Origin of the sequence: Spongiibacter sp. IMCC21906 (genome assembly GCF_001010805.1) — a bacterium.
In the GTDB taxonomy this organism is placed as follows: Bacteria; Pseudomonadota; Gammaproteobacteria; order Pseudomonadales; family Spongiibacteraceae; genus Spongiibacter.
Map to the genome: position 1 here is coordinate 1,365,713 of NZ_CP011477.1, position 24,557 is coordinate 1,390,269.

Below are 24,557 nucleotides of genomic sequence, written 5' to 3' on the forward strand. Positions count from 1 at the left end.
AGCATGGAGCTGAAATCCGTAGTCCCCTGGGGGCGCGCTTTTGCTGAATATCAGGCAATGTTCGCGCTTAAAGAAAGCGATTTAGAACGCCGCATTCTTGGTTGTGGTGACGGTTCAGCCAGCTTTAATGCCGAACTGCATTTGCGGGGTGGCCAAGTGGTTTCTGTCGACCCGATCTATGTTTTTTCAGCGGACCAACTTCGTCAACGTCTTCGCCAAGTCTATCCCAATATCATTGCTCAAATGGCCAGAGAGCGGGGGCGGTATGTGTGGAGTAATTTTCGCGACCCGGATCACCTTGGTTCGGTCAGAATGTCGGCGATGAATCAATTTCTTGGCGACTTCAGTCTCGGCCTTGAACAAGGGCGTTATGTGCCTGCCAGTCTCCCTGAACTGCCTTTTAAAGATGGTCAATTTGATTTGGCGCTGTGTTCACACCTGTTATTTGCCTACAGTGAACAGATCACCGCAGCGCAACATATTGCCGCTATATTAGAGATGTTGCGGGTGGCTAAGGAAGTGAGGATTTACCCCTTGCTGGATATTGAAGGCTATCCTTCCACGCATTTGAGTGACGTGGTCAGCGAGCTTGCCGAGGCTGGCATACAGGTCGATAGACAAACCGTCGGTTACGAACTTCAGCGCGGTGCGACGGAAATGCTCAGTCTTTCTCGCCGGGTTTAATGCCTTTAGTGGTTTCTTAAATGGTTTCTTAAATCGTATTTTATTTTACCCAATCTTTAGCAGGGAGAGGCATTGTGCTGGGTGGACAGAATCTAAACATTAACAGCGAGAATATCCGCCTCACCGATAGCAACATACTTTACGGTAGTGCCGAAGCGCTTCCTTGTCTCGTGGTGGATACGCCGCGCTGCTCTGCAGTGGTGGCTTTGCAAGGCGCCCAGTTGCTTTCATTTAAACCCACTGGCGACAGAGACTGGCTATGGCTTAGCCCTTTGGCGACATTTCGGCCCAGTGTTGCCATTCGCGGTGGTATTCCTATTTGTGCGCCGTGGTTTGGGGTTAATCGTCGCCAAACTGAGTTACCCAAACATGGTTTTATGCGAAACCGCGAATGGCAATTAAGCGCAGCCGATGACTTGGCTGATGACCTGGTGCGTTTGCGTTTTAAATTTAAATCTGAAGCCGAGGACACGGCTGGTTTTCCGTGGCCAATTTATGCCGAGCTGGAGATGTATTTGGCAGAGGAAGTATCGCTATCCCTCCGCATTGGCAATATGGGGGATTTGCCCATGCCTTTGAGCTTTGCTTTTCATTCGTACTTTGCCGTTAATGACCTTTCCCGAGTTGAGATTCCAGAGTTGGCGGGACAGCAGTATTTAGATAATACCGATGCGTTAAGCTCTAAATTACAGCCTGCTGCGGTGCGTTTTTCTGCTGAGGTCGATCAGGTTTATAACGGTATTGCGGCAAGCCAATCACTATGTGCCGGGGATGATGTCATTTATGTCACGGCGTGGCATTGTGATACTGCAATTGTTTGGAACCCCGGAGAAGCTTTAGCCGCATCGATGAGTGACGTCGGAAGTCACTTTAACGAGTATGTTTGTTTAGAGCGAGGCATGGCTTTTCAAGATGAACAAGAACTCGCGGCAGGTCAGGAGTTTCAGGGGCACATGAGCATTGCGCGAACCCTTGAGCGGGGCATGATGATATTGCGGGGGATTAGTGCCGCTTGAATGTTCAGGATGAGTTAAGGCGCGGTGGGTACACTACGACTGTTTTCAATCATTAAATAATAACAATCTATGAATAAACATGGATTGTTAGTAAAACAGTTGAGAGGTATTTATGCGTTTGACAGTGTTATTGATTGCCGTTTTATCCATGGGCTTAGTTGCCTGCAGTAGCTCAACAAGCTATCAAGCGGCTGAGAAACGAGGCGATTACGGTTATACAGAAACTGCGCTTGGCAAAGATCGCTATCGCATTACCTTTAATGGCAACTCGGCCACAGATAAAGAAACGGTGAACGATTATGCCTTATTGCGGGCTGCTGAATTAACTCTGCAAGAAGGGTATAGCTGGTTCCATTTGGTGAACCGCGATAATGACAGCAAAAGCCGCACTAGCACGTCTGTTTCTGGTGGCACTGGATTCGGCGGTGGTACGTCGGTCTATCAGCGCTGTGGTTTGTTGAGCTGTGACACCGTGGTTTATGATTCACCAAACCGTTTCAGTGGCGGTGTTGCTTCATCAAACACCCGCACCTCATATTCTTCTTCTTTAGAGATTAAGATGGGTAAGGGTAAAATGCCTAACGATGCAGAAGCTTACAATGCTCAGGAGTTGGCATCGACAATGCGTCGCTGGATGAGCACGGGCAGCAAATAGCTTGACGCCAAAGCGTGATGTTAAAGCCGGGCGTTGCCCGGCTTTTTTGTGTCAGCTTTTTATGCTGTTGATTTATAAATGAGGTGAAGTAATGAGCGAGACTGTTGCCGTATTGGGAGCCAGCCCCAAACCTGATCGTTATTCCTGCAAAGCCGTAATGCTTCTGGATCAGTACGGTCATAAGGTCATTCCGGTGAATCCCTATCACCAAAATGTGGCCGGTATTGATTGCGTAAAAACCCTGCAGGGCTTGGACGGGATTGATACGGTGACCTTGTATCTCAATCCCGATTTATTGGAATCGCAACTGGATGAGTTGATTAGCTTAAAACCTCGGCGGGTGATATTTAATCCCGGCACCGAAAGTGCCGAGCATCAACGTCGGTTGGAAGCTGCTGGCATTACGACAGAAGAAGCCTGCACCTTAGTGTTGCTGCGAACTCATCAATTTTGAGGGCTTGCTCCAGACTGCGGCAGGCGGCAGGAAGCTTAATCGATAACCGCTTTTTTCTTGATCCTTCCCTCCCAGCGGGGCCAGAAAAGCGCCGTGGGATAGGTATTCGGGTCCCCCGTTTCCATAAAGCCTTTTAAGGCTGCGGTCATCTGTTTGTGAATTCGAACCCGGTCTTCCCGGTTGCTGGGTTGCCATACAAAGTTACCAAAGTCTTCGCTATTTTCCTCAAAATTGCCAAACAAGAAAAACAGGTCCAAGCCGTGAAACGTGCCAAAGGCTCTTCTCCAAGGGTTGGGAAAATTGTCCCACTCAAAGGTATAGCGATACAACGGCGCGCCCGTGTCGATAAAATTTTTACTGGCCTGTCGCAGTTTGTGCTGTGCGTAGACATCGCCTAACAAGCTGAACAATTGATATTGCAGCAGGTTTTCAGGGACCAAATCTCGAATATTGATGTCTGGCGCTGTTAGGGCAAGTTGACTCAGGGTTTGTAATGCTTGTTCGCTGAGTTCGGATAAAGAGAAAAACAGCAGCAGCCCCGCCTCGTCTTCTGTCGAGCCCAGCAGTAAGGGGACGGCATTGATCAGTTCCTCGGCGGGTGTATCTCCCTCCGCAGGCAGTACATAGCCATCGGCACGGTCAAACGTGTAGCCAATATTGTCATCCTTGTTGTCGGGATCGCCCACTGTCGCATCGAGAATTTCTTGGGTGGATTTGTCGTGGAGATAGGCGTAAAGCGTTTGCTTGTCCATGGCTCTTAGACGGGCATCGAATGCCTCATCGGACAGTGTTGCCCCTTCCTGATTCATCAGGTTGTGAATAAATTGCCGGCTGCGGTCTTCCAGTGCGGGCCGGTCTGTTCCCAGCGGCACCGCCGACAGAATGGCGGCGCGGGAAAACAGGCCGCTGGCCAGAGGCGAACGCAGCAGCGCCCAGACGCTGATGCCACCTGCGGATTGCCCCATCAACGTAACGTTGTTGGGGTTACCGTCAAAGGCTGCAATATTGGTTTGTACCCATTCCAGGGCCTTGATAATGTCCAGCAGGGCAAAACTGCCGGAATTGCTGGCCGGGTCGCCTTCAATATTCAACGCAGTGTTGTGCATACTGCCGAAGATGCCCAAGCGGTAGTTGATGGTGACCACTATCGCACCCGTTTCTTCGGCCAGGGCGGCACCATCGTAAAGCCCTAGTGAGGTGGCGCCCATGGTGCCACTGCCGCCGTGGACAAATACCAGCACATCTCGGGGCGCAGGCGATTTGCTGGCGGGTTGCCAGACATTGAGATAAAGACAGTCCTCTGCGCCAAAAGGTTGTTCATAGTCTGCCACATTGTCGCTGGCAAACAGGTTGCCGAATTGGGCACAGGGCTGGCCGTAGGCGTCAGCCTTTTTAACGCCAGCCCAAGAAGCTGGGTCTTGAGGGGCGACCCAGCGAAGTTCGTCCACCGGGGGTGCGGCATAGGGGATGCCTAAATAGCGAGTGGTGGCCCCTGTTTGCTCGCCTTGGATACGGCCGCTGTCGAGGCTTATCCCCTCGTTGCTATTGCTGTTGTTGCATCCCAAAAAAATGAGAAGAAGGCTTGCGAAAAAAATCGGAGTGCAAGGTTTGAGCAAGAAGTGCCTGGGCATGGTATATAAAAATCCAAATGATTTTGGTAACGCTGAAGAGTGGCCTAAGACATCTTGGCGATGAGAAAGTGTGGGCGAGGGGCTCGGCGGGCAGGTCAAAATGTGTTTTTTGTGATGGGCTGCGCTGTTTCAGAAAAATGGTGTCAGGAGGGATTTGACAGGATAGTTGCGATGCTCAGTACTTAGATTTTTAGTACTTAAATTTTCAATTCTTGTTTCTGGAATGAAGTCTGGAATAAAAAAGGGAGCCAATGGGCTCCCTTGCAGTAACTATGGTGTGTTGAGATCAGACAAATTGTAGTAGTGCCAGCATGCCCGCTGCCAGAGCGATACTGCAGTGCACAACGCCGACCACGGTGGTCATGGGGCCGGTTTTGCCAAACAGGGCGTTGAGTTCCAGCAGAATGATGATGGCGATGCAGGCCCATAAACCATTGCTGATGTTCAGGCCTTCTGCACCGCCGCCGATTACGGCAGAGGCAGCATTTCCTGAGCCGTGGAAGGATCCCATCATGCCAATCAGCATCGGTGCTGAGAACAGGGTGTTGGTGCGGGAAGCCAGGCCTGCTTTCGGCGCGGCTTTTGAGGCGTCGCCGGCTTTAATGCCGCAGACGATTTTTTGATTTGGCCAAATTATCAGCCATACATTTAAAAACATCAGTGTGCCCATTAAGGCGCCGATGATGATATAGGCATTGAGGCCGCGCTGGGCAACAAAGTGCAGCATGGCAAAGCCGGTAAGGAAGGTGAACATGGCGCCCCAGCGGAACCACCACAGTGCACGTGGCGCCAGTTTACGTACGGCATCGGCTTTGGCATTGGCCTCAGCCTCTTTGAAATATTCGGTTTGTACAAAATTGAAGTAGTACAGCAGTCCAATCCACGTCACGCCAAACAGCACGTGCAGCCAGCGTAGTAATAAGTCTATTGATATATAGGCGTCCATCTCGCTCCCCTCATCAGTCGGTATTGTTGTTAGGGCCTGTTAATCCAAGCTGAGCGAAGTATAGCAAAGGCTTATTGGGTCTGTTGGCGTTTTATTGTCTTGCTGGCGGCAATCGGAACAGAGCTAAAGTGTCAGTGTCAGAGGCTGTGCTATGTGAGCATTTGGCATTTGCACCGTGGTGGCTTTGCCCGTCTTCAGCGCAGTGTCATAATGCCGATCAAATTCCACTTACTTTTTATTTGGGCCAAATATTGTGAGCACGGACAGACAAGAACCAGAAATCTCTTTGGCGGTTGATGATGACGATATCGTTGAACGCTCTTCTAACGGTAAACGCGGTAAGTCTGCGCCACCCCCCCCTCCTAAAAATGCCGGTAATGGTGGTGGAGGCGGCGGCTTCATGGCGTTTCTCGGCACGGTGGTTATTTTGGCGCTGGCGGGTTTCTCCTATTATTTGTTCGACCAGCTAACCGCAACCAAGGCCATGTTAACCCAAAGCCAAAACCGCTTGGATGTACTTGAGCAACGCCTTTCGGTGACAGACGAAAGCGTCACCGAGTCCAGTGTGTCGCTGAAGGTGAAGATGAAAGAGTTGGATTCTGAAGTGCGCAAGCTTTGGGACAATGTGTGGAAGAAGCAGAAAGAAGAGCTGGGTCAACATGACTCTGAAATCACTAAACTACAGAAGTCTTTGGCTAGTGCTGAGGCCAAGCTTAAAAGCAATCAAGCAGAGCTAAACACCGCATTGAAGAGCTTTTCTGCCGATAAAGACAAGCTGTCTTCGCTGGCGGGTCGCTTAGATAAAGCCGCCGCCCAAGCGGAAGTTAACCGCAAGCAACTGCTGGATTACGGTAAGCAGCTCGCCGCGGGTGGTAGTCTTGATGCCCGGGTGAAAGATGTCGAGCGTCGCTTGCAACAAAACGACGATTGGCTGGAGTCGATAAACGCCTTCCGTCGCCAAGTGAACCGCGATATTGAAGCGTTGCGCACGGCAGTCAGTCAGAATCACGCTTCGAATCCTCCGCGCTAATTCCTGCCCGCTGCTACACCTGAGGGGCGCCGCTGTTGTATACTCGCCCCCGGCTAAAGCGCCTGTGGAGGGTTATAGGCGCCCACAGCAAAAGGCTTGGCTTACCTGAGGGGGTGAGCCGGTCTTATCTGAATTCAAAAAACGACTTTAAAGTGACAGCTTGCCGCTGGGAGACTGCGGCTGCCATCGCCAACTATATAGGCTTCAGGAGTCCCGATGACTGTAATCCGTCAAGACGACCTTATTCAAAGTGTGGCCGATGCGCTGCAATTCATCTCTTACTACCATCCAGTCGATTTTATTAACGCGGTTAACGAGGCGTATGAGCGGGAGCAAAACCCCGCGGCCAAAGACGCGATGGCGCAAATTTTAATTAACTCGCGGATGTGTGCCGAGGGTAAACGGCCTATTTGCCAAGACACGGGTATCGTGACGGTGTTTTTGCAGGTCGGCATGAATATTCAGTGGGACTCTGAGCTATCAGTCACCGATATGGTGAACGAAGGCGTACGTCGAGCGTATAACCTGCCTGATAATGTGTTGCGGGCGTCAATTCTGGCCGATCCCGATGGCGCCAGAGCGAACACCAAGGACAATACTCCGGCGGTGATCCACTATGAAATCGTGCCCGGCGACAAGCTGGAAGTACATGTGGCGGCCAAGGGCGGCGGTTCAGAAGCCAAGTCTAAATTTGCCATGCTAAACCCCTCCGACTCGGTGGTGGATTGGGTGCTGAAAATGGTCCCGACTATGGGGGCGGGCTGGTGTCCACCGGGCATGCTGGGTATCGGCATTGGCGGCACAGCTGAAAAGGCCATGATTTTGGCGAAAGAGGCATTGTTAGATCCCATTGATATCCATGACCTGCAAAAACGCGGTGCCAGCAATCGCGCGGAAGAGCTGCGTCTGGAATTGCACGAGAAAGTGAATCAGCTCGGTATTGGCGCTCAGGGCTTGGGCGGTCTGACCACGGTATTGGACGTAAAGGTAAAAGACTTCCCCAGTCATGCCGCCAACAAAGCGGTCGCCCTGATCCCCAACTGCGCGGCAACCCGTCATGCGCATTTCACCTTGGACGGTTCTGGCCCTGCGGCCATGAAACCACCTTCATTGGATGAGTGGCCAGAAGTGACGCGTGAAGTTGGCGGTGATGTAAAACGCCTGAATCTGGACACGGTAACGGCCGAAGACATCAAAACCCTCAAGCCCGGCGATACCGTATTGTTAAACGGTAAAATGCTCACCGGTCGCGATGCCGCCCACAAGAAAATGGTGGATATGCTCAGCAAGGGCGAAAAGCTTCCTGTTGACCTCAAAGGCCGCTTTATTTATTACGTGGGTCCGGTTGATCCAGTGCGAGACGAAGTGGTGGGGCCCGCTGGTCCAACCACCGCGACCCGAATGGATAAATTTACCCGTACCATGCTGGCCGAAACCGGCCTGATGGGCATGATTGGCAAATCTGAGCGCGGCGATGGTGCCATTGAAGCGATCAAGGAATTTGAAGCGGTTTATTTGATGGCCACCGGCGGCGCGGCGTATTTGGTGGCGCAGGCCATCAAAAAAGCGGAAGTGGTCGCCTTTCCTGAGCTGGGTATGGAAGCCATCTACGAGTTTACGGTTGAAGATATGCCAGTGACCGTGGCGGTAGATACCCAGGGCGAGTCGGTACATAAAATTGGCCCTCAAATCTGGAAGGCCAAGATTGAGGAAGAGCAGATTACCGTCGTTTAACACGCCGGGATAAAATGCCTTGTGCGGGCAGCCTTTGCGGCCCGCATTTATTCCTTCACGACTCCGCGCCGCTTATTAGTGCTTTGGCATAGACAGAAGGACTCTCCATGACGCCGAGCTTTTACTGGCACGACTACGAAACTTGGGGCGCCAATCCCGCGGTAGACCGGCCTGTGCAGTTTGCGGGTGTGCGAACGGATATGGATTTAAATATCATTGGCGACCCGCTAATGATTTTCTCCCGCCCCAGTCCCGATTTTTTACCGCATCCAGAAGCCTGTTTAATTACCGGTATTACGCCCCAGCAAGCGCTGGAAGAGGGCGTGTGCGAGGTCGAATTTATTGCCGCTGTGCACCGGGAGCTGGCGCGCCCCGGTACTTGTGGCGTGGGTTATAACAGCATTCGTTTTGACGATGAAGTGACCCGCTATACGCTCTATCGCAATTTTTATGACCCTTACGCCAGAGAATGGCAAAACGGCAACTCCCGCTGGGATTTAATTGATGTGGCCCGGCTCTGCGGTGCATTGCGGCCAGAGGGCATTAACTGGCCCAAGCGCGACGATGGCACCCCGAGCTATAAGCTGGAAACCTTATGCGCGGCCAATGGTTTAATGCATGAGTCGGCCCACGATGCCTTGTCGGATGTGTATGCGACCATCGAACTGGCCAAGCTGCTAAAACAGAAACAGCCGAAGCTGTTTGATTACGCCCTGAGCCTCCGGGATAAAAAAGTGGTTGCCAGCTTGCTGGATGTGCAAACCCAGGTGCCGCTGCTGCATGTGTCTGGCAAGTTTCCCGCCTCGCGGTATTGTTCGGCTTTGGTCATGCCCATTGCGCCACATCCGACCAATAAAAACAGCGTGATTGTCTACGATTTAAGTGTCGACCCCAGGCCGTTAATGGACCTGTCTCCAACACAGATTATGCAGCGGGTGTTTAGTAGCGCGGCGGATCTTCCCGAGGGTGAAGCGCGGATTCCTTTAAAGGAAGTGCATATCAACCGCTCGCCCATTGTCGCCACAGCACGCTTGCTGGATGAGCAAAACAGTCAGCGGCTGGGTATCGATTTGGACCAATGTCGCCAGCACTGGAAAATGCTGCGTCGCAGTGAAGGTCTTTTGCAAAAAGTACAGAAAGTCTATGAAAAGCGGGAGTTTCCCGCCTCGGACGATCCTGATACGGCGTTGTACGCGGGCTTTTTCTCGGCCCAAGATCGCAAACAAATGGACTCTCTGCGCAGAGAGTCCCCTGAGGCCTTGGCAGCAAAAAACATTGATTTTCAAGACCCGCGCTTGCCTGACCTGCTGTGGCGGTATCGGGCCAGAAACTTTCCCGAGACCTTGAGCGCTGAAGAACTGCATCAATGGCGGGATTTTTGTCGCCAACGACTCCGCAAGCCAGGTTCATTATCGCTGGGCTTTGAAGGGTTTCGTGGTCGTTTGTTTGAGCTTTCTGAGCAGGAATTATCTGACCGCGATCGACATATTCTGGAAGAGCTGAATGATTACGCCGCCGCATTGGAGCAAGAGGGGCTGTGAGTGATTGGTGGGTGTATATGGTGCGCTGCCAAAGCGGCCGACTGTATACCGGCATTACCACGGACACGGCGCGGCGATTTCGGGAGCACTGCGGAGAGGGCAAGCGCGGCGCCCGGTTTTTTCGCAGCGACCCAGCGGAAGCCTTGGTTTATGTTGAGCCCGCTGAAAACCGCTCCGAGGCCAGCAGCCGTGAGGCGGCGATTAAAAAACTGCAACGGCCAGAAAAGTTGCGTTTGATTGCCGAGGCGTTATCGACAGAGACACCCCCTTCGCAAACGACGCCCTAAGCTGTGTTAACAGGCTCTAGCACGCCCTGGCACGCGGCTGAACATCAACGCCCTTTCGCCGAGCATCGAGACAAGCGATAATGCGCGGCGAATTAAGAGGTCAACATGGCAGAGCAGCAACGCGAGCGAGAAAAAAGCAGTAATATCCGGGTACTCAGCGCAATGTTGGGGTTTATCAAACCCTATCGCTGGCAGGCTGTTTTAGCCAGTATCGCCCTGATTTGTACGGCGGGTATTACCTTGTCGATTGGTCAGGGTTTACGCTTGCTGATTGACCAGGGCTTTGCCGAGGGCGCTGATCCCAAGGCACTCAATGATGCCTTGTTATTGTTTATGTTTATGGTGCTGTTATTAGCTGCCGGTACCTTTACTCGCTTTTATTTTGTCTCCTGGATTGGCGAGCGGGTGAGCGCCGACCTGCGCAAAGCGGTGTTTAATCATATGATCACCCTGCACCCCGGTTTTTTTGAAACCAATGTCAGTGGTGAAATCCAGTCTCGCATTACCACCGATACCAGTTTGTTACAGACGGTGATTGGTTCGTCGGTGTCCATTGCCCTGCGTAATTTTTTGATGTTTTTGGGCGGCCTGGTCTTGCTGTTTGTCACCAACCCCAAACTGACGGGGATGGTGTTGCTGAGTGTGCCGCTGGTGGTGGCGCCCATTTTGATCTTTGGCCGTCGGGTCAGGCGTCTGTCCCGAGACAGTCAGGATAAAATTGCCAGTGTAGGCAGTTTTGTCGGCGAGGCCATTAAAAATATTAAACTCCTGCAAGCGTTTAATCATCAAGCCGCTGACCGCCAACGCTTTGACGACTATGTTGAGTCTGCCTTTCAGGTGGCCGAGGGGCGGATTCGCCAGCGGGCGTGGTTGTCGACGGCGGTCATTGTGCTGGTGTTGGGCGCGGTCAGTGCAATGATGTGGGTAGGTGGTCACGATGTGCTGGCCGGACGCATTAGCGGCGGTGAGTTAGCGGCGTTTATTTTTTATGCGGTAATGGTGGCAGCCTCTGTTGGGGCTATCTCTGAAGTCTTTGGTGATCTGCAGCGGGCCGCGGGTGCCAGCGAACGCCTGCTGGAATTATTGGCGGCAAAAAGCTTGGTGACGGCGCCGATTGTACCTGAGGCATTGCCTGCCGATCTTGGCGGCCGTTTGGAATTGCAGCAAATATTTTTTCATTATCCCTCCCGGCCAGACGGCTGGGCGATTAATGGCGTGAGCTTAAACATTGCCGCTGGTTCAAGTCTGGCCTTGGTGGGCAGCTCAGGGGCGGGTAAATCTACAATGATTGACTTGCTGCTGCGGTTTTACGATGTGCAGCAGGGCGCGATTTTGTTTGAAGGCGTGGATATTCGCAAGCTAGCTCCCGACGATCTTCGCAGCCATATTGCCATGGTGCCCCAGCAGCCAGTGCTGTTTACCGGCAGTGTTGGCGATAATATTCGCTACGGTAAGCCCTCTGCGTCAGATGAAGAAGTAGAGGCGGCGGCCAAGGCAGCTTATGCCGACGATTTTATTCGCACGCTGCCCAAAGGTTACGACAGCTATGTGGGCGAAGGCGGTATTCGCTTGTCAGGTGGTCAGCGCCAGCGTATTGCTATTGCCCGAGCGGTATTGGCTGATCCGCGGCTGCTATTACTGGATGAAGCCACCAGCGCACTGGATGCAGAAAGCGAATACCAAGTGCAAAAGGCGCTGGAAACCTTGATGAAGGGTCGCACCACTATTGTGATTGCTCATCGCCTCGCCACCGTGGTGAATGTGGATACCATCGCCGTTTTGGATCATGGCCAAGTTGTGGCGACCGGTAGTCATGCAGAACTCCTGCAGCGCAGCGAACTCTATGCAAGGTGGGCCAGTTTGCAATTTGATGAAGGGCAGGTCGGCCTTGGCAGCCAAGATTTGTCTGCGCCTGAAGTTCAGCCAACGGAGAACGCACAGTGAAGTTTGCCGGCAGTCATATTCTCTCTATTGAACAATTTCAGCGGCAAGACATTGATCAGCTGTTCAGTGTTGCCGATATGATGATTCCTTACGCCCATCGACAAAGAGTTACCAAAGTTTTGGATGGGGCCATTCTTGGCAATATGTTTTTTGAGCCTTCTACCCGAACGCGAGTCAGTTTTGGCTGTGCCTTTAATCTGTTGGGCGGTGAAGTCAGAGAGACCACCGGTTTTGAAAGCTCGGCCATTGCCAAGGGCGAATCGCTCTACGATACCGCCAGAGTGTTGAGTGGTTACAGCGACGTGATTGTGATGCGTCATCCCGCCTCAGGATCTGTGTCTGAGTTTGCCGCGGCAAGCCGGGTACCGGTGTTAAACGGTGGTGACGGTGCTAATGAGCATCCCAGTCAGGCTCTGCTGGATTTATATACCATCCGCAAAGAGCTGCAGCATAAAGGCCGTGGCTTGGACGGGCTGCGCATCGCCATGATCGGCGATTTAAAATATGGCCGCACGGTGCATTCGCTGTGCAAATTGCTAAGTCTTTACGACAAGGTGACGGTGACCCTGATTTCACCGCCTGAACTGGCCATGCCCGACGATATTGTGGAGCGTCTTCGGGAAGCGGGGCATACGGTATTTCTGTCCAACGTCATGGAAGACAGCTTGTCGCATATCGATATTTGCTACTCCACCCGCATTCAAGAAGAGCGTTTTACTGACCGGGCTGAGGCGGATATGTACCGGGGTCGCTATCGCTTAAACCAAGCGATTTACACTCGCTACTGCGAACCGAATACGGTGATTATGCACCCGCTGCCCAGAGACTCGCGGATGGAAGCCAACGAGCTGGACAACGACTTGAACGACAATCCTAATTTGGCGATTTTCCGTCAAGCCGACAATGGTGTGTTGGTGCGTATGGCGTTGTTTGCGATGGTGCTGGATGTGGTGGACCAGGTCGATAGAAATGCCCGCGACGTGAATTGGTATACCGAAAGGCGGTTTTGATGACGGACTTTGATCGCAACGATGTCGAGATTTTAGAAGACAAGCTGGGTTGGGCGGGTTTTTTTAAGCTGCGGGCCATTCAGTTAAGACACCGTTTATTTCAGGGTGGTTGGGGTAAGCCCATCAATCGTGAGCTAATGGAGCGGGGGCTTGCCGTTGGCGTGCTGCCTTATGACCCCGCCACTGACAGTGTATTACTCATTGAGCAGTTTCGAGTGGGTGGGCTTAACCGCGAGGCCGGTCCCTGGATGATGGAACTGGTTGCGGGTTTGATTGATAAAGAGGAAAGCCCCCAAGAGGTTGCCCGGCGAGAAGCCGAAGAAGAAGCGGGTATTACTTTGGGCGAGCTGGAGCCAGTGGCGAATTATTTTTCTTCGCCGGGTGGCAGCGATGAGTATTTTTATCTCTTTTGCGGTTGCTGCGACCTGACCGCAGCGGGTGGCTATTACGGCCTGCCAGAAGAGGGCGAAGATATTAAGGCGCAGGTGCTCAGTGTCGACGATGCCTTGGCCAACATGGCAAGGGGGCACATTGATAACGCCCATACGATTATTGCTTTGCAGTGGTTGCAATTAAATCGGTCTAGGCTGCGCCAGCAGTGGCAAGATAAATGAGCGAGCCCAGCCCGGTCGCCGCCAAACCTCAAGGCGGCTTGCTGCGTTCCAGCGCCGTGGTCAGTGTGATGACCATGCTGTCTCGGGTGTTAGGCTTGATTCGGGATGTGGTGATTGCGGCTTTTCTTGGTGCCACCGCCAATGCCGACTGTTTTTTTGTCGCCTTCAAAATCCCCAATTTTCTGCGCCGTTTGTTTGCAGAAGGGGCCTTTTCTCAGGCCTTTGTGCCGGTGCTGTCTGAGTACCGGGAAAATGGCAGTCAAGCCAGTGTTAAATTGCTGGTTGACCGGGTGGCAGGGGCGCTGGGTGGCGTACTGACCATTGTCACTGCGCTGGCGGTGATTGGCGCGCCGGTGGTGACGACAATTTTTGCACCGGGTTTTCGAGAAGATCCGCTGAAGTTTCAACTGACCAGCGACATGATCCGCATCACCTTTCCGTATTTGCTACTGATTTCCATGACCGGTTTTGCCGGTGCGGTGCTCAATAGTTTTGGCCGCTTTGCGGTGCCCGCTTTTACTCCGGTGTTGTTAAATGTTTGCCTGATTTCTGCGGCAGTATATTTATCGCCCTATTTTCCCGAGCCTGCGATGGCCTTGGCATGGGGCGTATTAATGGCAGGGGTGGTGCAGCTGGTTTTTCAAATGCCGTTTTTGCAGCGCATTCACATGCTGCCTCGACCGCGCTGGGGTTGGCAGGACGAGGGTGTTAAACGCATTGTCCATCTGATGATTCCGGCCATGTTTGGGGTGTCTGTCAGTCAGATTAATTTATTGCTGGATACCGTGCTGGCGTCTTTTCTCCCCACTGGCAGTATTTCTTGGCTGTATTACTCCGACCGTTTGGTGGAGTTGCCATTGGGGGTGTTTGCCATTGCCATTGCTACGGTGATTTTGCCCAAGCTGTCGCGCCAGAAAGCTACCGGCGATGAAGATTCTTTTGCGCGGACGCTGGACTGGGGCTTGCGTGGGGTGTTGCTGATTGCGGTTCCGGCAGCGGTTGCGTTAGTGATTCTGGCTGAATCGATTTTGGCAACGCTGTTTCAATACGGTGAGTTGGGTAGCCGGGATGTGGCCATGGCGGCCATGAGTTTGCGGGCGTATAGCCTTGGCTTGATCGCGTTTATGTTAATCAAGGTGTTGGCGCCGGGGTTTTATGCCCGCCAAGACACTAAAACCCCGGTGCGCATCGGTATCATCGCCATGGTGGCTAATATGGTGATGAATATTGCGCTGGTGATTCCCCTGCATTATTACTGGCAAATTGGTCATGTGGGCTTGGCGCTGGCCACGGCGGCGTCGGCGTGGTTAAACGCTGGGCTGTTATTTAGGGGGCTTGTTAAAACGGCGGTTTATCGCCCTAAAGCGGGCTGGGGACGATACCTGTTACAGCTGTTGCTGGCGGTATGCGCGATGGCCGCTGTGTTGGTCTGGGGCAATCAGTGGCTGGCCGAGCTGCTGCAGTGGCCTTGGTGGCAACGTGGCCTGTCCTTGTTGGCGCTATGTGCTTCAGGCGCGGGAGCCTATCTTCTGTTGTTGATTCTGAGTGGCCTGAAAGTGGCAGAATTCCGTGGTCATTAACGCCAGTCGTGACAGTCGTTTTAGTCGAGGCCGGGAGTGGGCTATAATCACGCGCTTTGCTTGGCGTATTGAACGGTCCCTATGGAGCTGATCCGCGGATTTCACAACTTTCGACCCCATCATCGTGGCTGTGTGGCTACGATTGGTGCTTTTGATGGTGTTCATCGCGGACATCAGGCGGTGTTGCGTCAGTTAATGGCGAAGGGGCAAGAGCTGGGCTTACCGACTACGGTGGTGTTGTTTGAGCCCTTGCCCAGAGAGTTTTTAGCTCCCGGCGTGGCGCCTGCCCGGTTGATGAGTTTTAGAGAAAAGTTTCTCGCCCTGAAAGCGCTGGGGATTGATCGGGTGGCGCGGATTCGTTTTACCGACGGGCTGCGCAACATGGATGCCGACGAGTTTATCTCCACCTTGTTTGTGCGTTGTCTTGGCGCCAAATACATTGTGGTCGGTGACGATTTGCGCTTTGGTCGCAACCGCAGTGGCGATTTTGATTTGTTACGTCAGTTTGGCAAGCGGGATGGCTTTGGGGTTGACGATACCTCCACCTTGGAATTAACCGGCGAGCGGGTGAGCAGCACACGCATTCGAGAGGTCTTGGATCAGGCCGATTTCGCCTTGGCCGAGCGGCTTTTGGGCCGCCCCTATAGCATCTCCGGCCGGGTAATGATGGGCAAGCAGCTGGGTAGAACCATTAATGCCCCTACCGCCAATGTGCAGCTTCGCCGCTTGCGCTCACCCTTGTCGGGGGTGTTTGCCGTTGAAGTGGACGGGATTGACCAGCAGCGACATGTTGGCGTGGCCAATGTTGGTGTGCGGCCGACCATTGGTGATTTGTCCGAAGCGATTCTTGAAGTACATTTGCTGGACTTTAATGGCGATCTTTACGGTAAAAATATCACCGTTATTTTTCGCCAAAAAATCCGTGAAGAAATGAAGTTTGATGGCATACCTGCGCTGCAAGCGCAGATTGCCGACGATATTCAACAAACCAGACAATTTTTTGCCCTTTAACCCCTATCGGCGTCTTTATTAAATCCTATGAGTGATTACAAACATACCCTGAACCTGCCCAGTACCGCCTTTGCGATGAAGGCCAACCTGGCGCAACGCGAGCCCGAAATGCTCAAACGTTGGGCCGAGCAGGATGTGTATCAGGAAATTCGCGAAGCGAGAGCGGGGCGGGAGAAGTTTATTCTTCACGATGGCCCTCCTTACGCCAACGGCGATATTCATATCGGCCACGCGGTCAACAAAATCATTAAGGATATGATTGTTAAGTCAAAAACCATGAGTGGTTTTGACTCGCCTTATATTCCCGGTTGGGATTGCCACGGGCTGCCTATTGAGCTGAACGTCGAGAAAAAAATCGGCAAGCCGGGCCAAAAGGTCGATGCCGCGACCTTCCGGGAGGAGTGTCGCAAATACGCGTATAAACAGGTGAATGGTCAGCGAGAAGACTTTAAACGCTTGGGTGTCTTTGGGGATTGGGATAATCCCTATCTGACCATGAGCTTTGATGTTGAAGCCAATATTGTTCGTGCGTTGGGTAAAATCGCTGACAATGGCCATTTGCAAAAAGGCTTTAAGCCGGTGCATTGGTGTTTGGATTGTCGCTCTGCCTTGGCAGAAGCCGAGGTGGAATACCAAGACAAAACCTCGCCGGCAATTGATGTTGCCTTTGCGGTAATTGACGCCGGTGAGGCTCGTAAACGCTGCGGCCTTGCCGAGCTTGAAGGCGAATTGAATCTGGTGATCTGGACCACGACGCCTTGGACCTTGCCCGCCAATATGGCGGTGGCATTGCACCCCGAGCTGGATTATGTGTGGGTCGCGTTTGAAAAAAATGCTCAGCGCTATATCACCCTGCTTGCCGAAGCCCTTTATGAAGGGGCGCTGGCGCGTTATGGCGTGGATGAATTTGCCGTGGCGGGTCGCTGTAAAGGCGCGGATCTGGAAAAGCTGATGCTGCAGCATCCCTTTAATGACCGCCAGGTGCCGATTATCTTAGGTGATCACGTCACCACCGACGCCGGTACCGGTGCGGTGCATACGGCGCCAGCGCATGGTCAAGATGACTTTGTGGTGGGTAAGCAGTACGGCCTTGAGGTGAATAACCCGGTTGCCGCCAATGGCACGTTTATCGAAGGTACGCCGCTGTTTGCCGGTGAGCATGTGTTTAAAGCGAACGATAGTGTATTGGCGGTGTTGGAAGAGCGCGGCCGTTTACTGGCCCATCAGAAATATCAGCACAGTTATCCTCATTGCTGGCGTCACAAGTCTCCGATTATCTTCAGAGCGACGCCCCAGTGGTTTGTCAGCATGCATCAAAATGGTCTGCTGAATACCGCACTGGAAGCGGTTGAAGGGGTGAGTTGGACGCCAGGCTGGGGGCAGGCCCGGATCGCGTCGATGATGCAGGAACGCCCGGACTGGTGTATTTCCCGGCAACGTACCTGGGGTGTCCCCATTGCGCTGTTTGTTCATAAAGACACTGCCGAGTTACACCCAAACAGTTCACAGTTGGTGGAGCAGGTCGCCCAGAAAGTTGCCGAGGGCGGTATTCAGGCTTGGTTTGATCTGGACGCCAGTGAACTATTAGGTGCCGATGCAGAGCAGTACGAGAAAGTCTCCGATACCCTCGATGTCTGGTTTGACTCTGGGGTGACGCATTTTTCTGTTCTAAAACAAGATGCCAATTTAGCCTACCCCGCAGACTTGTATTTGGAAGGTTCAGATCAACACCGGGGTTGGTTTCAGTCGTCGCTGTTGACCAGTATTGCCATTGAGGGGGTGGCTCCATACAAAGGTGTGCTTACCCACGGCTTTACTGTGGATGCTCAGGGTCGAAAAATGTCCAAGTCGGTGGGCAATGTCGTTGCACCGCAAAAAGTCATGAAGACCTTGGGCGCGGATATTTTACGGCTGTGGGTGGCAGCGACAGATTACCGCAATGAGATGACGGTATCGGACGAAATTTTTAAGCGCACCGCAGATTCGTATCGACGTATTCGCAACACAGCACGGTTTTTATTGGCGAATATGACAGGCTTTGATCCGGTTGAGCATGCCGTGGCCGAAGACGATATGCTGGCCTTGGATCGCTGGGCGGTGGCCCGAGCTGCGGCCCTGCAGGCTGAAATTATCAAGGCTTATGACAGCTACCAGTTTCATCTGATTTATCAGCGGCTGCACAATTTTTGTGTGGTGGAACTGGGTGGTTTTTATCTGGATATTATCAAAGACCGCCAGTACACCACCCAGGCAGATAGTTTGCCACGTCGCTCTGCGCAAACGGCGCTGTACCATATTGCCGAAGCATTGACTCGCTGGATCACCCCCATCTTGAGCTTTACTGCGGATGAGTTGTGGCAGCACTTGCCGGGCGAGCGCAAAGGCTCTGTGTTTGCCGCAGAGTGGTATCAGGGCGTTAATAATATCCATACTGACCGGGTCATGGATGATGCCTTTTGGCAGCAAATTCAAGCCGTTAAAACTGCGGTTAATAAAGTGCTGGAGCAGTGCCGAAAAGACGGTGTAGTGGGTGGCAGCCTGGAAGCTGAAGTCACCCTGTTTTGCGATGAGTCCTTAATGGAATCGCTAATGGCGCTGAAAGATGAGCTGCGGTTTGTGTTGATTACCTCATCAGCTCAACTGGCACCTTTGTCGGCGGCCAATGCGGCGGTTAGTACGGAATTGGAAGGTCTGCAAATTCGGGTGATCCCTAGCGACGGCGACAAGTGTGAGCGCTGTTGGCATCACCGGGAAGATGTCGGTCAGGATGTGAATCATCCTACCCTTTGCTTCCGTTGTATCGACAATGTCGAGGGCAACGGCGAGCATCGTGACTATGCCTGAGAATACTATGCCTGACAATACAGCTAAAAACCTGCTTAAAAACAGGCGTAGAAATAAGTTGGATATGTTTGGTGAACAGGACCCTGCTGCGGTGGCGGCCCAGCGTCGCAACCGGCTCATGTGGTTTATGCTGGCGCTGTTCCTGGTCGTGATAGATCAGATCAGCAAGTATTTTGCCGACACGATGTTAGCTTATGCCCAGCCCGTAGAAGTGTTGCCGGTATTGGATATTACCTTGCACTATAACCGCGGAGCGGCGTTCAGCTTTTTAAGCAATGCGGGGGGCTGGCAACGCTGGTTTTTTACCGCTATTGCGGTAGCTGTCAGTGTTTATATCGCCATCTGGCTGCTGCGTCTGCCCAGTAAACAGCGTTTGTTGTCACTGGGCTTGGCCTTGGTATTGGGTGGCGCGGTGGGCAATTTGATTGACCGTGTGATATACGGCCATGTGGTGGATTTTATTTCTGTGCACTGGCAATCGAGTTATTTCCCCACGTTTAATATTGCCGATGCCGGTATTTCTGTTGGGGCATTTTTTCTGGTTTTGGATATGCTGCTGAATCCTGACAAGGGTAATGATGCAGGCAAGGTTAACGGGCAACATTAACAGTATGACGGATGTAATGACGATCACTGAAAACTCAAAAATCACCCTGCACTTTGCTTTGCTGTTGGAAGACGGCCAGGTGGTGGACTCTACCTTTGAACGTGAAAAACCGGCCAGTTTTGTGTTTGGTGACGGTAATTTGCTGTCCTCGGTTGAGGCCCAGTTGCTGGGGCTGCGCACGGGCGACAAAGAAACCTTTAAGCTGGCGCCAGAGCAGGCGTTTGGGCAGCGTAATCCAGCCAATATTCAAAGTTTTCCTCGCAGCCAGTTCAATGCCGATATGGAATTATACGAAGGCTTGGTTATCTCCTTTGCCGATGCTGCCCGGGCTGAGTTGCCGGGGGTGGTGAGCAGCTTTGATGATGAGCGGGTAGAGGTCGATTTTAACCACCCGTTGGCGGGCCGCAGTTTATTGTTCAAAGTTGAAATTCTTGATGTGCAGGCGCAAGGTGAAATGTCCTGATGTCTGAACGCGGAGCCGATATGCAAATTGTGATGGCAAACCCCAGAGGTTTTTGTGCCGGGGTAGATCGGGCAATAGAAATCGTGAACCGGGCCCTGGAGGTTTTTGGTTCGCCTATTTTTGTGCGCCATGAGGTGGTTCACAATAAATTTGTGGTTGAGGATTTGCGTCAGCGTGGCGCGGTATTTGTCGATGAATTAGACGAAGTGCCCGATGATCGCATCGTGATCTTTAGTGCCCACGGGGTGTCCCGAGCGGTAAGAGACGAAGCGGATCGTCGCGGGCTCAAAGTATTTGACGCAACCTGCCCGTTGGTGACGAAAGTCCATATGGAAGTGCATAGCTATAGCAAACAGGGCCGGGAATGCGTGTTGATCGGCCATAAAGGCCACCCGGAAGTGGAAGGCACCATGGGGCAGTATCGTAGTGACAAGGGCGGCCAGATTTATTTGGTAGAAGACGTCGCTCAAGCTGAAAAGCTGAACGTCGCTAACCCTGAAAAACTGTCCTATGTTACCCAAACTACGCTGTCTATGGATGACACTGCGGCGGTGATTGATGCGTTGCGGACTCGGTTTCCGGCCATTGAAGGTCCACGCAAAGACGATATTTGCTACGCCACCCAGAATCGCCAAGACGCGGTAAAAACCCTATCTGCTCAGGTAGATATTGTGTTGGTGGTGGGCTCGCCCAATAGCTCCAACTCCAATCGGCTGCGAGAGCTTGCCGAGCGCAATGGCTGCCAAGCTTATTTAATTGATACCGAAGAGGATATCAATCCCGTGTGGCTAGAGGGTCAGCCGCGTATCGGGATTACGGCAGGGGCTTCGGCGCCAGAGGTGTTAGTAGAAGCTGTGGTCAAACGGCTTTGTGACTTGGGTGCGCAGTCGCCAGTAGAACTGGATGGTCGTCCCGAGAATATTACTTTTTCCCTTCCCAAGGAATTGCGCTTGGTTGAGGTGAGCTAAGCGCCTTTTGAGACTGTGTCGATTCTTCATGTGTCAGGGCGTTTTACACGCACTAGCATGCTTGATGAGTCGAATGCGGCCGCCAATACTGAGAATGAGTTTATACCCCAGCTCAAGTTCTGCTCCGCAAACAGTAATCGTCCCCACTTGAAATGCACCGGATGCGGTTTGGGCACTCCCATCCGGGTGAAAGGTGATGGATGTTGCGACCCAGCGATTGCCACTGATTTCTACGGCATTGGCCTCGTTCTGACGGTATAGAACGGCTTCGTTAGTATCCTTCTCAGCGTCAGCATTAAGATCGCTAAAAAACTCCACTCCATCTGCCCAGTTACCATCTTGATTCCAGACGGTAATCGGTATATTTCTAAATACCGCTGTCGATCGGGCACTGCTCAGGGTGTGGAATAAGGTCGAGGCGCTACTTCGCAAACGTTGTTTTTCGACTAAGGTCATCAGGCCGGGGATGGCCACCAAGCCGAGAATGGCGGCGATGGACAATGCTGACAATAATTCAATTAAGGTCATTCCTTTGTGGTTCATCACGGTGTCCCTTCCTTGGAAAATCGTGAGTATTCATTGTGCGATATCAGCGAGAAGCAATATCGCTGTCTTAATGGGTGTAGTTCAATCTGCTGTGTTTGTCTAGGGCGCCTCTGGTTAATTCGCTAATGTCTCAGCGAAGCCTCTGGCGTACGCTGGCAAGGCGCGGCACGATTAATGAGGGTCGCAACGCTGTCCAGTGTGCGCCAGAGGTCCGCCCTTCTTGGCTAAGCCTGAGGCATCACCGAATTAACCAGAGGTGCCCTAGTAATTAACCGTTTGTCGCCTGTATTAAACCGTTTGTCGCCACACACTGGTAAGACAATCGCTCGGCTTTTAGGATAACTTGAGGCAAAGTTCAGGCGGTTCGCCATTAGCTGATAAAGGAAGTACATACGTTGCTAAACCCGGTAGTAAAGACACCTATTTTTTCTGCCCAGCGGGTTCAGGGTTTTACGCTGATTGAGTTGCTGGTGGCAATGGCTATTGTCGCCATTGTGATCAGTGTGGGTGTGCCCAATTTGAATCAGTTTATTGAAAGCTCACGTGCCAGCAGTGATATTCGCTTGCTGACTAATGCTTTGGCGACAGCCCGGTCGGAAGCGATTGTGCGCTCTCAAGTGATTACGGTAAGCGCTGAGGGAGGTGCATGGGTAGATGGTTGGCGGAGTTGGCAAGATGCAGACGCTGACGGCACCATCGATAGTGGAGAAACCGTGAAGCGCTTTGCTGGGTTGGAGAGCAATGCCTCTTTAGTGGCTGACAGAAATGGCAGTGCAGTCAGTTCGCTGGCGTTTAATGGCGATGGCTTTTTAGTGGGTACTCAGGCGGTAGTGTTTGCTTATCGCACTTCGCCGGAATATTGCTCCCGAGATAGAAATATACAGATTAGCCTCAGTGGCCAAGTTAGAGTGACGGAGCGTAACTGCCCATGAAATTACAGCATTTTTGCCGACTGGGCCTACGGCGGCAGCAAATCGGCGTAACGTTAATTGAGGTGCTGGTCGCCATACTGATTACCGCAACCGGTGTGCTCGGTGCAGCCGCATTGCAGCTTAATTCAGTAAAGTTTAACCAAGTGGCCAATGTCCGTTCGGCGGCTGTTTTTTTGGCAAATGATATGTCAGACCGCATTCGCGCTAACCGGGCAGCTGCACTCAATGGTTTTTATGATCTGGCAATGGATGCGTCTGCGTCCAATGGCACAGAGGTATATCAAATTGATCAACGTGATTGGCTGACTGAGCTGGCCAACAGATTGCCAGGGGGCGATGGCTCAGTAGTCCGTAATGGCACAACATTTACTATTACAGTGCAGTGGCAGGAAGGGCGTTTGGAAAGTACTCGTTTAGCCGGTGCGGCGGATACAGAAAGTTTTGTGTTTGTGACGGAGCTGTAAACATGGAACGTAGAACCGCAAAAAGAGATATTCAGAGTGGCTTTGGACTTGTCGAACTGATGATTGCTATTACGCTGGGCCTGTTTCTCAGTGCTGCAGTCATTCAGGTCTTTGTCGCAAGCAATAGTAGCTCGCGCTTGCAAGATTCATTGGCAATGGTCCAAGAGAATGCGCGCTTTGCTATGCGTCTTCTCGGGGAAGAAGTTCGTATGTCGGGCTATATGGGCTGTACGTCGGTGGGTGCGGTGACGGTGCAAAATATTGCTGTGCCGAGTAATGAGGTGGATTTTGGCCCCCGCACGGTTTATGTGGGCCAAGATAATCTTAGTGGGGGGAATGCACTTGGCGCCTTGGCGGGAACGGATGCTATGCAAATAAAAAAGGCATCTGAGGAATTTATCCGTATTAACAGTGCAACCCTGCCTGCTGCCGATAAGCTCAATGTTGCAGATAATACTTTGGGCTTGACCAAAGGCGACTACGTCATGGTTGCCGACTGTTTAAATGCCAATGTCTTTCGGGTAAGCAACACGCCAGTAGCAGCAGGCAATGGCGCGAGCAGTTTTGAGCATGCTTCTGGCACGTACAATTCCAGTGGCAGCTTAAGCAAACTCTATGGCCCCGATGCTGAAATTTTTGCTTTTGAAACGATTAATTATTTTGTCAGAGATACGGGCAGAGACACGCCTGCGGGTAATCCTATTTACGCCCTGTTTTTTCAGCAGCGAGTTGCCGGCTCAGGTGGAACCATGAGTGCGGCCACCGAGTTGGTCGAAGGCGTTGAAGATATGCAGCTCACTTATGGTGTGGATACCAATGATGACCGCGCTGTAGACGAGTATCGCAGTGGCGCGGCGATAACTGCAGCGCAATGGGAAGATGTGCTCAGCGTGCGTATTTCTTTACAGATGGTGGGTCCGGAAGAAAATGTGGTGGGCAAATCTGGAAGTGCAGATGCGCAGACAGTAATGGATTCTAGCGGCACTGTTATTGCCAATAATGATGGCCGTTTTCGCCAAGTCTTTACCAATGTATTTGCTATCAGGAATAAATTGCCATGAAGTTAACAAGCGTGGGAATGGGCGCTCAGCGTGGCGCAGTGTTAATTGTGAGTTTGGTTTTTATGTTGATCCTTACAGTTGTCTGTGCGGCATCCATGCAGTCGGCGACGCTTCAGGAACGAATGGCGGGTAACGCTAAGGACGTCAATATGGCATTTCAGGCGGCAGAAGCTGCATTAAGAGAAGCTGAGCAGCTATTGTCAGCTGTATCGCTGGCGACATTTAATGGTAGTAATGGCTTGTATCTATCTTGTGCTAATCCTAACGATACCAAGCCCGCTTGTGCTGAGCCTGCTTGGTCAGATCCGACCTCCAGTGGCTGGTTTGCGCTGAACAATGCCGTTCCTAATGTTAGTAAGCAGCCAGAATATATTATCGAGGAGTTGAGTGTGAGTGACCCCAATGCTCCTTTGGTGTCAGATCAGCCAGTGCAAAGTATTAGTTTTTATCGAGTTACTGCTAGAGGCTTCGGCGCGAGCGATCGCAGTATGGTGGTATTGAGCACTACGTTTCGACGTGGCGAGTCCTGAGGGTT

24 protein-coding genes are annotated in these 24,557 nt (G+C 52.2%); 21 read left to right on the plus strand and 3 right to left on the minus strand.

Annotation, left to right across the window (positions count from 1 at the left end):
* The first annotated feature begins 3 nt into the window (after positions 1 to 3).
* The 4 genes from IMCC21906_RS06245 to IMCC21906_RS06260 all read left to right on the plus strand — a co-directional run bounded on the left by IMCC21906_RS06245 (position 4) and on the right by IMCC21906_RS06260 (position 2,809).
* Entirely contained in the window at positions 4 to 684 is a 681-nt protein-coding gene (locus IMCC21906_RS06245; RefSeq protein WP_047011447.1) for a class I SAM-dependent methyltransferase, read from the plus strand.
* A 74-nt stretch (positions 685 to 758) separates the two neighbouring features.
* Positions 759 to 1,700, plus strand: coding sequence for a D-hexose-6-phosphate mutarotase (locus IMCC21906_RS06250; RefSeq protein WP_052763400.1), 942 nt, complete (start codon positions 759 to 761; stop codon positions 1,698 to 1,700).
* A 112-nt stretch (positions 1,701 to 1,812) separates the two neighbouring features.
* Positions 1,813 to 2,355 (plus strand): hypothetical protein, encoded by a 543-nt coding sequence (locus IMCC21906_RS06255; RefSeq protein ID WP_047011448.1) that lies wholly within the window; start codon positions 1,813 to 1,815, stop codon positions 2,353 to 2,355.
* A 91-nt stretch (positions 2,356 to 2,446) separates the two neighbouring features.
* Positions 2,447 to 2,809: a CoA-binding protein gene (locus IMCC21906_RS06260; RefSeq protein WP_047011449.1), complete on the plus strand. Its 363-nt coding sequence runs from the start codon at positions 2,447 to 2,449 to the stop codon at positions 2,807 to 2,809.
* Between the two features lie 35 nt (positions 2,810 to 2,844).
* Here the strand turns inward: IMCC21906_RS06260 and IMCC21906_RS06265 are convergent, their stop codons facing one another.
* Complete coding sequence (locus IMCC21906_RS06265; RefSeq protein ID WP_047011450.1) at positions 2,845 to 4,440, minus strand: carboxylesterase/lipase family protein; 1,596 nt, start codon at positions 4,438 to 4,440, stop codon at positions 2,845 to 2,847.
* A gap of 286 nt (positions 4,441 to 4,726) precedes the next feature.
* The gene (locus IMCC21906_RS06270; protein ID WP_047011451.1) at positions 4,727 to 5,386 is read right to left on the minus strand and encodes a urate hydroxylase PuuD; all 660 of its coding nucleotides are present in this window, start codon (positions 5,384 to 5,386) and stop codon (positions 4,727 to 4,729) included.
* 253 nt (positions 5,387 to 5,639) lie between these two features.
* Between IMCC21906_RS06270 and IMCC21906_RS06275 the strand changes: the two genes are divergently transcribed.
* The 13 genes from IMCC21906_RS06275 to ispH all read left to right on the plus strand — a co-directional run bounded on the left by IMCC21906_RS06275 (position 5,640) and on the right by ispH (position 21,019).
* Positions 5,640 to 6,416, plus strand: a complete 777-nt coding sequence (locus tag IMCC21906_RS06275; RefSeq protein ID WP_047011452.1) for a hypothetical protein — start codon at positions 5,640 to 5,642, stop codon at positions 6,414 to 6,416.
* A gap of 216 nt (positions 6,417 to 6,632) precedes the next feature.
* Complete coding sequence (locus IMCC21906_RS06280; RefSeq protein ID WP_047011453.1) at positions 6,633 to 8,150, plus strand: fumarate hydratase; 1,518 nt, start codon at positions 6,633 to 6,635, stop codon at positions 8,148 to 8,150.
* 107 nt (positions 8,151 to 8,257) lie between these two features.
* On the plus strand, positions 8,258 to 9,691 hold the full coding sequence (sbcB, locus tag IMCC21906_RS06285) for an exodeoxyribonuclease I (protein ID WP_047011454.1): 1,434 nt from the start codon (positions 8,258 to 8,260) through the stop codon (positions 9,689 to 9,691).
* On the plus strand, positions 9,688 to 9,978 hold the full coding sequence (locus IMCC21906_RS06290; protein ID WP_231580328.1) for a GIY-YIG nuclease family protein: 291 nt from the start codon (positions 9,688 to 9,690) through the stop codon (positions 9,976 to 9,978). Before sbcB ends, IMCC21906_RS06290 begins: the two co-directional genes overlap by 4 nt.
* Positions 9,979 to 10,083: 105 nt before the next feature.
* A complete protein-coding gene (locus tag IMCC21906_RS06295) occupies positions 10,084 to 11,922 on the plus strand; it encodes an ABC transporter transmembrane domain-containing protein (protein WP_047011455.1) in 1,839 nt (612 codons plus the stop codon).
* Positions 11,919 to 12,932: an aspartate carbamoyltransferase gene (locus IMCC21906_RS06300; protein WP_047011456.1), complete on the plus strand. Its 1,014-nt coding sequence runs from the start codon at positions 11,919 to 11,921 to the stop codon at positions 12,930 to 12,932. The genes IMCC21906_RS06295 and IMCC21906_RS06300 overlap by 4 nt, the downstream gene beginning before the upstream one ends.
* Positions 12,932 to 13,546 carry an NUDIX domain-containing protein gene (locus IMCC21906_RS06305; protein WP_047011457.1) on the plus strand — a complete coding sequence of 205 codons (615 nt, stop codon included), beginning with the start codon at positions 12,932 to 12,934 and terminating at the stop codon, positions 13,544 to 13,546. Before IMCC21906_RS06300 ends, IMCC21906_RS06305 begins: the two co-directional genes overlap by 1 nt.
* On the plus strand, positions 13,543 to 15,126 hold the full coding sequence (gene murJ, locus IMCC21906_RS06310) for a murein biosynthesis integral membrane protein MurJ (RefSeq protein WP_047011458.1): 1,584 nt from the start codon (positions 13,543 to 13,545) through the stop codon (positions 15,124 to 15,126). Before IMCC21906_RS06305 ends, murJ begins: the two co-directional genes overlap by 4 nt.
* Positions 15,127 to 15,207: 81 nt before the next feature.
* The gene (gene ribF, locus IMCC21906_RS06315) at positions 15,208 to 16,137 is read left to right on the plus strand and encodes a bifunctional riboflavin kinase/FAD synthetase (protein ID WP_047011459.1); all 930 of its coding nucleotides are present in this window, start codon (positions 15,208 to 15,210) and stop codon (positions 16,135 to 16,137) included.
* A 27-nt stretch (positions 16,138 to 16,164) separates the two neighbouring features.
* On the plus strand, positions 16,165 to 18,981 hold the full coding sequence (gene ileS, locus IMCC21906_RS06320; protein WP_047011460.1) for an isoleucine--tRNA ligase: 2,817 nt from the start codon (positions 16,165 to 16,167) through the stop codon (positions 18,979 to 18,981).
* Positions 18,982 to 19,045: 64 nt separating this feature from the next.
* Entirely contained in the window at positions 19,046 to 19,588 is a 543-nt protein-coding gene (gene lspA, locus IMCC21906_RS06325; RefSeq protein ID WP_047013196.1) for a signal peptidase II, read from the plus strand.
* Between the two features lie 16 nt (positions 19,589 to 19,604).
* Positions 19,605 to 20,051, plus strand: a complete 447-nt coding sequence (fkpB, locus tag IMCC21906_RS06330) for an FKBP-type peptidyl-prolyl cis-trans isomerase (protein ID WP_231580329.1) — start codon at positions 19,605 to 19,607, stop codon at positions 20,049 to 20,051.
* 20 nt (positions 20,052 to 20,071) lie between these two features.
* Positions 20,072 to 21,019 (plus strand): 4-hydroxy-3-methylbut-2-enyl diphosphate reductase, encoded by a 948-nt coding sequence (gene ispH / locus IMCC21906_RS06335; protein WP_047013197.1) that lies wholly within the window; start codon positions 20,072 to 20,074, stop codon positions 21,017 to 21,019.
* Positions 21,020 to 21,052: 33 nt separating this feature from the next.
* Here ispH and IMCC21906_RS06340 read toward each other — a convergent pair whose 3' ends face one another.
* Positions 21,053 to 21,562, minus strand: a complete 510-nt coding sequence (locus tag IMCC21906_RS06340; protein ID WP_047011462.1) for a GspH/FimT family pseudopilin — start codon at positions 21,560 to 21,562, stop codon at positions 21,053 to 21,055.
* Positions 21,563 to 21,960: 398 nt separating this feature from the next.
* On the opposite strand from IMCC21906_RS06340, the gene IMCC21906_RS06345 reads away from it, so the two are divergent.
* The 4 genes from IMCC21906_RS06345 to IMCC21906_RS06360 are packed head-to-tail and all read left to right on the plus strand — an operon-like array spanning position 21,961 to position 24,552.
* Entirely contained in the window at positions 21,961 to 22,497 is a 537-nt protein-coding gene (locus IMCC21906_RS06345) for a GspH/FimT family pseudopilin (RefSeq protein WP_052763401.1), read from the plus strand.
* Positions 22,494 to 22,961, plus strand: a complete 468-nt coding sequence (gene pilV / locus IMCC21906_RS06350; protein WP_047011463.1) for a type IV pilus modification protein PilV — start codon at positions 22,494 to 22,496, stop codon at positions 22,959 to 22,961. The genes IMCC21906_RS06345 and pilV overlap by 4 nt, the downstream gene beginning before the upstream one ends.
* Positions 22,962 to 22,963: 2 nt before the next feature.
* On the plus strand, positions 22,964 to 24,022 hold the full coding sequence (locus tag IMCC21906_RS06355) for a PilW family protein (protein WP_047011464.1): 1,059 nt from the start codon (positions 22,964 to 22,966) through the stop codon (positions 24,020 to 24,022).
* Complete coding sequence (locus IMCC21906_RS06360) at positions 24,019 to 24,552, plus strand: PilX N-terminal domain-containing pilus assembly protein (RefSeq protein ID WP_052763402.1); 534 nt, start codon at positions 24,019 to 24,021, stop codon at positions 24,550 to 24,552. The genes IMCC21906_RS06355 and IMCC21906_RS06360 overlap by 4 nt, the downstream gene beginning before the upstream one ends.
* The last annotated feature ends 5 nt before the right edge of the window (positions 24,553 to 24,557 follow it).